Below are 12,031 nucleotides of genomic sequence, written 5' to 3'. Positions count from 1 at the left end.
CTTTCGTGCACACCCGGCTGGCCTGGAAAATGGCCCTAAGAGTTGCTCGCAGAGGACCCGAACAATAGCCTCAACGACAATGTTGCGTGGGAATCCCCCTAACATCCAACGCAGTCATAGCCGTGGCAAAGCAGATTTGGAAGTATCGCCAAAAAATTGCTGCCGCTCTTTCCGTCATTGGCATTAGTGCGGCGCATTTGGCTCCCTTCCTGAATGCACCGGAGCCTAAGTAGAAAGCGATGGATAGATTGCTCAAACCAGACAAGGCCTATGTCATGAGCGCTGTAGTAGGACTGGTCGTCTCCCTTGTTCTTGGGGGCGAAGTTGCGCTTAATGCGGAGGCGGCAGAGTTGCACTTTGCTTCATACTGGGGGCTCGTGCCCATCGGATTGTTGACCTCCTTAGTACACGTGTGGGTGACCAAGAGGAAGGCTGTGCGCTCTGAATCCCGATCGTGTTCGCGGGATGAACCGGTGCACAGCCTCGAAGAGAGCGGCGTGGCAAGTGTCGTGACAGCGGTCGCGGTTGTGGCTGCCGTGTTGGTGGTTCCGGCGCTGGTGTTCGGATCGTTGTCGCAGACAGCGAGCCTGGTCGGCTGTGTTGTCTTGGCAGCGATGCCGCTGGCCAGTGCCACGCTGGTGCGGGCGTGATGTGCCCATTGAACAGTGCTGATTCGCCTGGGCGTTCCACGAGGTGAGAGGGCGGGGCGTGGGGCGTCGCCAAGCGTGGCACCTACTACACTGTCTAAGCATGACTAACCCGAGCGACACCACCGCACACCGCTACACGCCGGAGCTTGCCGCGCAGATTGAGAAGCACTGGCAGCAGTACTGGAAGGAGCACGGCACCTTCCACGCCCCGAACCCGGTCGGCCCGCTAGCCAAGGCCGACGGCGGCGAGCTTCCCGCGGAGAAGCTCAACGTCCAGGACATGTTCCCCTACCCCTCCGGCACGGGCCTGCACGTGGGCCACCCGCTCGGCTACATCGCCACTGATACTTATGCCCGCTACAACCGCATGCTGGGCAAGAACGTCCTGCACACCCTGGGCTATGACGCCTTCGGCCTGCCCGCCGAGCAGTACGCCATCCAGACCGGCACCCACCCGCGCACCACGACGATGAATAACATCGCCAACATGCGCCGCCAGCTCAGCCTGCTGGGCCTGGGCCACGATGACCGCCGCTCCGTGGAGACTACTGACCCGAACTTCTTCAAGTGGACCCAGTGGATCTTCCTGAAGATCTACAACTCCTGGTTCGACGAGGAGCAGCAGAAGGCCCGCCCCATCGAGGAGCTCATCGCCGAGCTGGAGGCCGGCACCCGCCGCACCAAGGACGGCGCGACCTACGCCGAGCTGAGCGAGGAAGACAAGGCCAAGGCCATCGACGAATTCCGCCTGGTCTATCTGTCTAACTCCACCGTCAACTGGTGCCCCGGCCTGGGCACCGTGCTGGCCAACGAGGAAGTCACCGCCGAGGGCAAGTCCGAGCGCGGCAACTACCCGGTCTTCCGCAAGAACCTCTCCCAGTGGATGATGCGCATCACCGCCTACTCCGACCGCCTGCTCGATGACCTCGAGCTGCTGGACTGGCCGGAGAAGGTCAAGTCGATGCAGCGCAATTGGATTGGCCGCTCCCGCGGTGCGGAGGTCACCTTCCGCGCCGAGGGCCACGACATCCGCGTGTTCACCACCCGCCCGGACACCCTCTTCGGCGCCGAGTACGTGGTGCTCGCCCCCGAGCACGAGCTTGTCGATGCCCTCCTCTCCCCCGTCCCCTACGACAGCGACGTGGACGAGCGCTGGACCTTCGGCCACGATGACCCGAAGGAGGCCGTGGAGGCCTACCGCGCCTCGATTGCCGCCAAGAGCGACCTGGAGCGCCAGGAGAACAAAGAGAAGACCGGCGTCTTCCTGGGCACCTACGCCACCAACCCGGTCAACGGCAAGCAGGTGCCGATCTTCATCGCCGACTACGTCCTTACCGGCTACGGCACCGGCGCCATCATGGCCGTGCCGGCTCACGACGGCCGCGACTACGAGTTTGCCCAGGTCTTTGGCCTGCCCATCACGGAGGTTGTTTCCGGCGGCAACGTGGAGGAGGAAGCCTGGACCGAGGACGGCGCCCTGGTGAACTCCGCCAATGACAAGGGCCTGGACCTCAACGGCCTGAACAAGGCCGAGGCCATCGCCCGCGCCATCGAGTGGCTGGTGGACAACGGTGCCGGCGAGGAAAAGATCCAGTACAAGCTGCGCGATTGGCTCTTTGCCCGCCAGCGCTACTGGGGCGAGCCCTTCCCCATCGTCTACGACGAGTCCGGCCAGGCCCACGCCCTGCCGGAGTCCATGCTGCCCATCGAGCTGCCGGAGGTGGAGGACTACAAGCCGGTCTCCTTTGACCCGAATGATTCCGAGTCCTCCCCGCAGCCGCCGCTGGCCAAGGCCCGCGAGTGGGTTGAGGTGGAGCTGGATCTGGGTGACGGCCCCAAGACCTACTACCGCGACACCAACGTCATGCCGCAGTGGGCGGGTTCTTCCTGGTACCAGCTGCGCTACATCGATCCCACCAACGATGAAATCTTCTGCGACCTGGAGAACGAGCGCTACTGGACGGGCCCGCGCCCTGAGGAGCACGGCCCCAACGATCCGGGCGGCGTGGATCTCTACGTCGGCGGCGTGGAGCACGCCGTGCTGCACCTGCTCTACGCTCGCTTCTGGCACAAGGTGCTCTTTGACCTGGGCTTTGTTAGCTCCAAGGAGCCCTACCGCCGCCTCTACAACCAGGGTTACATCCAGGCCTATGCCTACACCGATTCCCGCGGCGTCTACGTCCCGGCTGCCGAGGTGGAGGAAAAGGACGGCACGTTCTTCTACAACGGCGAGGAAGTCCACCAGGAGTACGGCAAGATGGGCAAGTCCCTGAAGAATGCCGTGGCCCCGGATGAGATGTGTGCGACCTACGGCGCGGACACCCTGCGCGTGTATGAGATGGCCATGGGTCCGCTGGACACCTCCCGCCCGTGGGCAACCAAGGACGTCGTGGGCTCCCAGCGCTTCCTGCAGCGCCTGTGGCGCCTGGCGGTGGATGAGATCACCGGCGAGCTGGCCACCTCCGACGCCGCACTGAGCGAGGATGACCTCAAGCAGCTGCACCGCACCATCGCCGGCGTGCGCGATGACTACGAGCACCTGCGCCTCAATACCGTGGTGGCCAAGCTCATCGAGTACGTCAACTACCTCACCCGCACCTACGGCAACTCCGCTGAGGGCGCACCGCGCGCTGCGGTGGAGCCGGTGGCCCAGCTCATCTCCCCCGTTGCCCCGCACATCGCGGAGGAGCTGTGGAAGCGCTTCGGCCATGAGGAGACCATCACCTACGAGCCCTTCCCCACCTTTGAGGAGAAATACCTCGTCGACGATGAGATCGAGGTGCCCGTGCAGATCAACGGCAAGGTCAAGGGCCGCATCAACGTCCCGGCCGACGCCGATCAGGACACCGTGGTGGCGGCTGCGCTTGCCGACGATCGCATTGCCGAGCTGACTGCGGGCAAGAACATGGTCAAGCAGATCTACGTGCCAGGCCGAATGGTCAACCTCGTGGTGAAATAGTCAGCCTCACCCATCTTTTTGGGTATCGAAATGATAAAAAGTGGCCTTTGCGGTCGAAGGATGCCGTGTTTCACGGTATTCATAGGTCATGAACAATGACGAGCTCTTTGCCGACGCACTGCGCAGGCTAAACATTGCTGAGCGTGCGTTGCATGACGCTCGCGTTCGCTTTGAGGCCTATGCGCGACACGCCTCCGCCCCTTCGATGGCCACGGTTCCGCCGATCAGCCAGCCGGCCGAGCAGGCCCGGCAGGCCGAACAAGTGCAGCCGGCCGAGCAAGCCCGGCCGACTCAGCAAGCGCAGCCAGCCCAGCCGGTGCGCACGCACGCCCCGCAGCCGCCGCTTCCTCCGCTGCGGCCCACCCCGCCGCCGGCCGCGCCGAAGAAGCAGCCGCGTGACGCGGAGAAGACACTCATCGGCTTCGTGGCCGTGGGCGGAAGCATCATCACACTGGTGGGTGTGGCCTTCCTCGTGGGCCTGGCCATTCAGGCCGGGCTGCTGGGCCCGGTGGGCCGCGTGGTGCTGGCCTACCTGGCCGGCGCTGCCTTCTTCGGTGGCGTCCTAGCCTTCCGCGGCAAGGCCCACCCAGCGGGCGCCACTGCGCTCCTGGTCACCTCGCTGTTGACCATGATGACCACGACGCACATCGTGGTGGTCACGCTGGGCTGGTGGCCGCCGCTGCTCGGCGCGCTGCTCCTCACGGCGTTCTACGCCGCCTTTGTCTTCTTCGTGGACAAGCAACCGCGCGGACTCCATAGCACCACTCAGCTGTGGCTGGCCTCGGGCATGCTCTTCTTTGGCCTGTTTTATCCGCTCTTTGCCGAGTCCGGAAGCGCCCCCATCCTGCTCATGCCGCTGGTGGCGGTGGCCTATGACACGTGGCGCAGCAACGAGAACCTCCGCGCGGTCGGCGCGGGCGGGGTCTTCCTCACCGTTCTTGCCTTCCTTGTGTCCGAGGAGCCCATTCTGCCCTCGCTCTTCCAGGTCCTCGTGGCTAGCCTGCTGGCCGTATGCCTGGCAGCCCTGGTGGTGTTCATGCCGGCGGTGCGGGAGCCCCAGCAGGACGGCAACATCGAGGACGTCGCCAAGGATCAGCAGCGCGCCGGGGAGGGCGAGGAGCTCGTCGGCGATATGATGACCGGCTTCGTGGTGCCCATTGTCTTGCTCGTTGCGGCAGCGATGGGCGCCGGCAGCATCCTCGAGTACTGGCTCATCGTGGCGGCCATCGTCATGATTGCCGGGGTGGCCTGGGATGACATCGTGGGCCGCACCGCACTGGCGGCGGCGCCCATCGCCTTTAGCCTCTGCGCCCTGGATGCCTATTGGGGCTGGACGGAGGAGGCACCGAAGGAACCCTTCCGCCTGGCCTCCTGGGTGGGTCTTAACCTACTCTTCTTCATCGCGGCCGTGGCCTTGCTGCCCTACCTGCGCCGCTTCTGGGTGCAGGCGGCCTGGGGCTTCGCGGTTATTATGCTGACTTCCTCGTTGGCCCTGGCCACGCTGCTGGAGCCGATGGGGACGGGGGAGAGCGTTGCCCTAGCGCAGGCGCCCATCCTGGGCTGCGCGCTGGTGGCGGCCTGGCTCCTGCGCTCGCGCATTTACGGCAACGGCGACGGCCGCTGGGTGGGCGTGGCGGTGATCTTTGCGCTCTACCTGAGCATGCTGGCCGTCGTCGGCCTCGTGGCCGGGCTCTTCGGGCGCTACAGCAGCGAGGCCATGCTCATGAGCGCCTACTTCGCCGCCCACGCGCTAGTCTCCGTGGCGTGGATGGTGCTCGCCGCGCGCCTGCTGCTGAGCAGCTACTCGCACGGTACGAAGATCGGCGTGCTGCTGGCCGTGGTGGCCGTGTCCAAGCTGACCTTCTTTGACCTCGCGGCCACCAGCGGCATCTTCCGCGCCCTGGCCTTCCTGGTCAGCGGCATCGTGCTGCTCACCATCGCGGTGCGCCGCACCAGCGGCGCCTCCGGTGGTGAGGCGAGGGACTAGTTCTCCTCGGTCTCCTCGTTGAGTTCCGTGCGCAGACCCCGGATGAGCTCGGCGATGACCCCCTCGTAGCCGGGGGTGATTCCCTCGCGGCCGAACTCGTCCTTGACCACGCCGAGGGCGTAGAGAAGCTGCTGGGTAAAGCGGACGTCGGGAGCCGTGGGGTAGTGGTGAGTGGCTTCGCCGCGCAGCATATCCACCAGGTAGAAGCCCACGGCGGGCACCCCCCAGTCATCGGCGTAGGCGAAGGGGATGGAAATGAGGAGATCATCAACTACGCGCTGCGGGTCCTCGATGGCCAGGACGCCGCGCGAGGTGAGCCAGATCTGGGATCTGGAGAAGTCCACCCAGGAGATGTCCCTGAGGCATTCGCGCAGGGCGAGCAGGGGCTCGATGTAGCTCTCACTCTTGGTGGTCTTGTACCGGTCCAGCGGGAAGGACTCAACAATCGCGCGCACCGCGGCGGGCTTGATGTAGCCCACCTGCGTCAGGGTGGGGTGGTCACCGATGGTCATGAGATAGGTGCGCAGCCGCTCATAGATGCTGTGCACCGAGCTCTCCTCCAGTGGGGGTAGCTCGGTATCCGCGTGCAGCTCCGGGTAGGCCTCCCAAATCTCCGCGCGCATCTCATCAATGTCGGGTACCGCCGGTATCCGCGAGCTTCTCCACGGGCGGGGGCCGTCGAAGAAACCGCCCGCAGGCCCGGAGGGAAAACCGTCCAGGTCGGCGAAGGGATCGAAGAATTCCTCGGGCAGATCTGTCAGGTCCTCGGAGAGATCGGTCAGATCCGTGTCCGCGGGGGAGGGGGAGTCGGAATCCTCCTGCTCCGAAAAACCCGGCATGCTTGGAGGCTTGGTGCCCATCTCCGCCAGGCGCGCGGCGATCGCCGGCGGGTAATGGGTGGTCAGGCGCACGCGCACCTGCTCGAGGGTGTAGTTGGGAAAGGTCTGCATGAGCCGCTTCATGTCCGCTTCCGGTACGGGCAGGCCGGAGAGGAGATTACGCACCTGCTCCAGCGCGGAGCGCATCTCGGAGGCGGAGCCGAGGGCGGGGAGGAGGTCGGGCCCGGTGGCGTCGATAAGCGCGGGCAAACCCATCGGGACGGAGGTCTCCGAGAGCACGCACACCGAGATGAGCCAGCGGGTCTGCGAGGGCTGGTAGGTGAACTCGTTGAAGAAGAGATCGCTGGCGCGCTCATCGATGAGCTCGAGCACGGAGTAGGTCTGATTAGCCACGGTGATTCTGCCCGGGCTGGCCGGCTCCAAACCCAAACTCGCGTGAATGACAATCATCAGCTCGCCCACCGTGGTGTCCGCGGCCACCGCCACGCGGCGCTGGACGTCCAGGTAGGGCTCGGCGAGCATGATGCTGACGATATGCGCGCTATTCATGGTTAGAGGCTATCCCAGAAGCCGGTGGCACACACTGCGACGGTGCGCACATGCACCCGCCCGCTGAGCTCCTCCGGGGCGATGACCGGCCAGCCGGCCACGGTGTTCACCCAGTACTCGCTGACGGTGCCCTCGCGCCGCTGGGCGCTGGTGACCTCGCCGGTGATCTCCACGTGCGGGGTGAGCTCGCTGGGGCGGTAGTTGCGGTAGAAGCGCTCGGTGGTGGGGGCGACGAGACTGCTCTCGGTGCCGGCAGCGTGAGAGGCCCCGGCATCTTCCGCGCTGAGCAGCACGAACGCGGGGGAGACCGTGGCGCGCACCCGCTCGCCGCCGGCGGGGTTCGCGCCGGGGAGGGCAAAGGGGGCGTCGGCAAGCGCGGCGAAGCGCCAGGACTCGCCCTCGAGCACAGCCATGTAGGGCGTGGCGCGGTAGAGGGTGCACTCGACGGAGAGCTCGTGGAAGGAGGGGATGGCGCTCCACCGGCCCTCGGCGCTCAGCGCGGTCACCGCGGCCTGGCCCTCGCGCAGGTAGCGGGCCTCGTCGAAGCCCGGCGTGGGGACCTCGGCCGGCTCGGTGTGTTCAAGGAGATCGGGCAGGTCCAGAAAATCAAAGGCAGAAAGAAGCGCGTCCATGGTCTACCAGTGTAGGGAGGAAGCGGGCCCTAGCGCTGCGCGGCGAGTGCCTCGCCCACCCGCTTGCCGGAGTGGATGCATCCGCCCAGGAAGGTTCCCTCCAGCGCGTTCTTGCCATGCATGCCACCGCCGCCGAATCCGGCGGCCTCGCCGCAGGCGTAGAGCCCGGGCAGCACTGTGCCGTCGGGGTTCAGGCACTGACCGGCGAGGTTGGTCTGGATACCGCCGAGGGTTTTGCGGGTGAGCACCTTCAGGCGCACCGCGATGAGCGGGCCCTTGGAGGGATCGAGCAGCTTGTGCGGGGCGGCGCAGCGCACGAGTTTATCGCCGAGGAAGCCGCGGGCGATGCGGATGTAGTTGACCTGCGCGTCCTTGGAGAAGGGATTGTCCAGCTGGGAATCGCGGTCCTCGATGAGGGCGCGCAGCTGGGCGGCGTCGATGGCGGGCGCGCCCTGCGGGCTGATGCGGTTCATGCTCGCGACCAAGGAGTCCAGGGAGTCCTCCACCACCCAGTCGATGCCGTTGTCCATGAAGGCCTTGACCGCCACGTGGGTGCCGGGGCCCACCTTGCCCAGCAGCTTTGTGAACTCCTTATCGGTGAGATCCGGGTTCTGCTCCGAGCCGGAGAAGATGAATTCCTTATCGGCGATGGCCTGGTTGAGCACGAACCACGAGTAGCCGTGGCCGGTGCGCCCGATGTGGGCGAGCGCGGCCAGGTTGTCGGAACCGGGGAAGAGGTTGGTGGGAAGCCGCTTGCCCTCGGCATCGAGCCACAGGGAGGAGGGCCCGGGGATGATGCGGATGCCGTGCTGCGGCCAGATGCTGTTCCAGTTGCTCATTCCCTCCGGGTAGTGCCACATGCGGTCAGTATTGACCAGGGTGGCGCCGGCGGCGTGGGCGATGTCGATGCCGCGGCCGTCGACATGCGCGGGCACTCCCTGCACCAGTTCCTCGGGGCACTCACCCCAGCGCTCCTGCGGCCACATCTCACGGACCTTCTCCAGGTTGCCGCCGATGCCGCCGGTGGCGATGATCACCGCCGCCCCGCGCAGCTCAAAATGCTTGACGACGTCCCGGTTGCTGGCCACGCCACGCTCAGCGTCGGTGGGGGCGAGCACGCTGCCGCGCACGCCGACGACGCGCTGGCCTTCGGTGATGAGCGAGTCCACGCGGTGGCGGAAGTGGAACTCCACCTCGCCGTGCTGCTCGGCTTTAAGAAGCGGCTCGCGGAAGACGCGCACCACCTCCGGGCCAGTGCCCCAGGTCAGGTGGAAGCGGGGAACGGAGTTGCCGTGCCCGGAGGCGTCTCCGGAGCCGCGCTCGGCCCAGCCGATGGTGGGCAGCACGTTGAGCCCGAGTGACTTCAAGTACGTGCGCTTTTCCTGGGCGGCAAAGCGCACGTACTCGCGGCCCCATCGCTGCGGCCAGTAGTCGTGGGAGGAGGGATCGGTGGGATCGTCGTAGTCGGCGGAGTTGGCCCAGTCCCGCCAGGCCAGCTCCTCGGAGTCCTTGACCCGCATCATCTTCTGCTCGGGCGAGTCCACGTAAAACAACCCGCCGAGGGACCAGAAGGCCTGGCCGCCCAGGTTGGCGCGGTTTTCCTGCTCGAGGAAGATGACGTGCTTGCCGCCCTTGTGCGCCTCGTAGCCCGCAACGAGGCCGGCCAGGCCGGTGCCGACGATGATGATGGGGTCAGTTTTGCTCATGAAAGAAAGAATACGGAAAATCACACCGGCACGCTGCCGCGCTGGGCCTAGAGCGTCCGCCCGTCATGGTGTTGTGCTCGTGCAGCTCGTCATCAACGACGATGTCGAGTACGCCGTCGGGGCGCAGCGGCATGCCGCGGATGCTGTCTCGCGTGCGCTGAAGCGTTAGTTCGATGACGGTGGCGTGGGTGAGGACACGAGCCGAACACCACTGGGCTGGGTTTCCACCGTGGCTAATTGTGGGTCATCGCATTGGCGGCGGGCCCACTCGGGCAGGCGGTGAAAGAGCCAGCCATCATCTAATTGCTCGACGTCAATGGCGCCCGGAAGAGCGAGGCTGGGTTTGTCACTTTAATTAGATTCTTGCCATGTGTGTGCATGCCAGAGAAGCTACCAGCACTGAGCTACCGGGGTATTCCAGAGGTTAGGCGTAGGTGGTGTTGACCTTCTCTGTGTGGATGGGGCCGGCGAGCTGACCGAGGGGAAGAACTTAATCGAGCAGGCTAGCTGATTGGCATTGTCATTGGTATTTCCCCAGGGAGTTGATTTCTGTTGTGGCTGCGACGAAAAACAACTCTGAAACAACTCCGCAACAATTATGTAGCGAGAAAAGAGAAGAGATGCGTGCTCGATGGTGGTATCGGCGCAGCTCACGATAGTTGATCGGAGTTGTTTCAGAGTTGTTTACAGTTGTTTTGAGTTGTGATGGGTCGTGTCGGCTAATGGTCCACTCGGCAGTGTGCACTAAGGCGCAATCCACCGTGTGCGAGGACCGCGCTGCGGGCCATCAGGATCAATAATTGCGCGACCCAAGGTACGGAGGTGGCGGAGGACATTAGTAACTTCGCGACGCTCAAGACCAGTTTCTTCTGCTAGATCAGTGGTTACCAGTTTTTCGCCGGCTCTCAGGCGTTCCTCAATCCACTCCTGGACGCTGATGGTAGCCAGCTCTCCGGCGGCGTCTTTGCCCATGGCCTTTCGGCTGAAATCGCTGAGGACCCATTCGTTTGCATCCCGAACGCGTGTGATGATGTCGAGCTCTTCCAGTTCGTTCATCAGTTCCTCGGATTCAATGTCGGAGGAATGGGTCTTTTCCTTCACTTGGCCAAAAGTGATAAGCGGGGCGTGCCATAGGTGCCACAGCACAATGAGAGTAGTCAGGTTTGAGATTGCATCGTGCCCTTTTGCCTCCTCTAGGTGCTGGAGTGACCGCACAAAATCTGCATCTGGTGTGCCAGCGGACATGACGACTTCCACGTAGGTTTCCTCTGCGGTGACCTGGGGCACCTCACGGCCAGTACGTAGCATGGCTGCCCACATACGGTCGAAGCCTCGGGAGGACTCCTCGGCCAGCCCCAGCATGCGCATACATGCCATTAAGCGCCCGTTGCGCGGTATCGATGGGGTAGTAAGAAGCTTGCTTGCTTTGACCCCATATGGAAGGGATCCGGGTGAAAAGATTTTTAGAGTTCGTGGAGATTGCTCGATGACGATGGGGCGTGTGAGCTGCCAATCACGGTGAATGACAGCGTTAGTAATCGCTTCATCAACAGCTTGACCAGGGAATCGCGGGACGGCGGATTCCTGGCCGTTGTCGAGCTGAATACGCTCGATTTCTTGGCCGCCGCGCTCGGAAACGAGTCGCAGTATCTGGGGGAGAGCTTCAATCAGAGGTGCGGAAATCTCAGTGACCTTTGGGGCCGCACCGATCATCGAACGCCATAAGTGGCGGATACTGACGTGTGGCTGCTCATTCGGCAGTAGCAAGATTTCGCCCGCGCGTTTGAGCCTGCCGCTTTCGTCGAGAAGTCCTAGTTCGCGCAATAGTCCCAATGTGGTTTCAGGTACGTGAGCGTTTTCACCGGACGTATTGCGCTTTACTTGCAAAAGGCGGCGTGCTTCGGCGAGCGAAAGAAGGTCGATGTCTTCTACGCTGCGGGTGGAAAGTGTGTTGGAATAGTCAGGGTTTGCCCTGGCCAAGGCAATCGCCCGTCGGGTCTCTTCGGATACGGGCTCGCACGACGTGCCTACTCTGCGCGAGGCTTGGCCTCTGGTTCGTTGGTAGAAAGTCAATGCCTCCGGGACACGAATTACAATGAGACGAGTGCCATGAAACTCAATCTCAGTGGCCTCGACTCGCAGGTTCGGTTTGGTTCCGTTGAAAATCTTCTTTTCGATAGATTGCGGATCCATCGAAGTCCCGCTAAATCCCTCGGGGCCGCCCACCTTGTCGCTGACGCCGAGGATGATATGCCCCGAACTACTGTCTCCGTTTGCAAGGCACACTGACTCATCGATGAGCTTCTCGATAATGGCCGCTTCGGGATTACCGCCCCGACGCTTTTCATCGGGCAACGCGGCAGGATCCTCTTTGAACTCCAAAACCTCAGATTCGACAGCATCGGCATTTTCGCCCTTCCAAATAGCGTCGAGGGCGTCACATACGTGGGTGGGTAAGAGATCCATTCCTGAGGGCATGGGGACATTGTACATTTTCCCAGGAAGTTGTTTTTCTGTTGTGGATGCGACGAAAAAACAACTCTGAAACAACTCCGCAACAACTACGTAGCGAGAAAAGAGAAGAGATGCGTGCTCGATGGTGGTATCGGCGCAGCTCACGATAGTTGATCGGAGTTGTTTCAGAGTTGTTTACAGTTGTTTTGAGCTGCCGTGGCCTACGAACAACAACTCATGGCAAACACAACTAGG

The 12,031-nt window shown here is 63.4% G+C and carries 7 protein-coding genes; 3 read left to right on the top strand and 4 right to left on the bottom strand.

Features of this window, described 5'->3' with window-relative positions; genetic code table 11:
* Positions 1–239 precede the first annotated feature (239 nt).
* The 3 genes from Q4E25_RS08465 to Q4E25_RS08455 all read left to right on the top strand — a co-directional run bounded on the left by Q4E25_RS08465 (position 240) and on the right by Q4E25_RS08455 (position 5,596).
* Positions 240–650 carry a hypothetical protein gene (locus Q4E25_RS08465; protein ID WP_303156343.1) on the top strand — a complete coding sequence of 137 codons (411 nt, stop codon included), beginning with the start codon at positions 240–242 and terminating at the stop codon, positions 648–650.
* Positions 651–750: 100 nt separating this feature from the next.
* A complete protein-coding gene (leuS, locus tag Q4E25_RS08460) occupies positions 751–3,609 on the top strand; it encodes a leucine--tRNA ligase (RefSeq protein ID WP_303156341.1) in 2,859 nt (952 codons plus the stop codon).
* 88 nt (positions 3,610–3,697) lie between these two features.
* Entirely contained in the window at positions 3,698–5,596 is a 1,899-nt protein-coding gene (locus Q4E25_RS08455; protein WP_303156339.1) for a hypothetical protein, read from the top strand.
* Here the strand turns inward: Q4E25_RS08455 and Q4E25_RS08450 are convergent.
* From Q4E25_RS08450 to Q4E25_RS08435, 4 genes are all read right to left on the bottom strand, one after another.
* Positions 5,593–6,984, bottom strand: coding sequence for a hypothetical protein (locus Q4E25_RS08450; protein WP_303156337.1), 1,392 nt, complete (start codon positions 6,982–6,984; stop codon positions 5,593–5,595). The genes Q4E25_RS08455 and Q4E25_RS08450 overlap by 4 nt on opposite strands.
* 2 nt (positions 6,985–6,986) lie before the next feature.
* A complete protein-coding gene (locus tag Q4E25_RS08445) occupies positions 6,987–7,616 on the bottom strand; it encodes a hypothetical protein (RefSeq protein ID WP_303156335.1) in 630 nt (209 codons plus the stop codon).
* A 29-nt stretch (positions 7,617–7,645) separates the two neighbouring features.
* Positions 7,646–9,322 carry an FAD-binding dehydrogenase gene (locus Q4E25_RS08440; RefSeq protein ID WP_303156333.1) on the bottom strand — a complete coding sequence of 559 codons (1,677 nt, stop codon included), beginning with the start codon at positions 9,320–9,322 and terminating at the stop codon, positions 7,646–7,648.
* Between the two features lie 744 nt (positions 9,323–10,066).
* Positions 10,067–11,941: an RNA-binding domain-containing protein gene (locus Q4E25_RS08435; protein WP_303156331.1), complete on the bottom strand. Its 1,875-nt coding sequence runs from the start codon at positions 11,939–11,941 to the stop codon at positions 10,067–10,069.
* Positions 11,942–12,031 lie beyond the last annotated feature (90 nt).

The organism is Corynebacterium sp. (assembly GCF_030532325.1).
Lineage (GTDB): Bacteria > Actinomycetota > Actinomycetes > Mycobacteriales > Mycobacteriaceae > Corynebacterium.
Note: the sequence above shows the minus strand (reverse complement) of the source record. Positions and strands in the feature narration are given on the sequence as shown.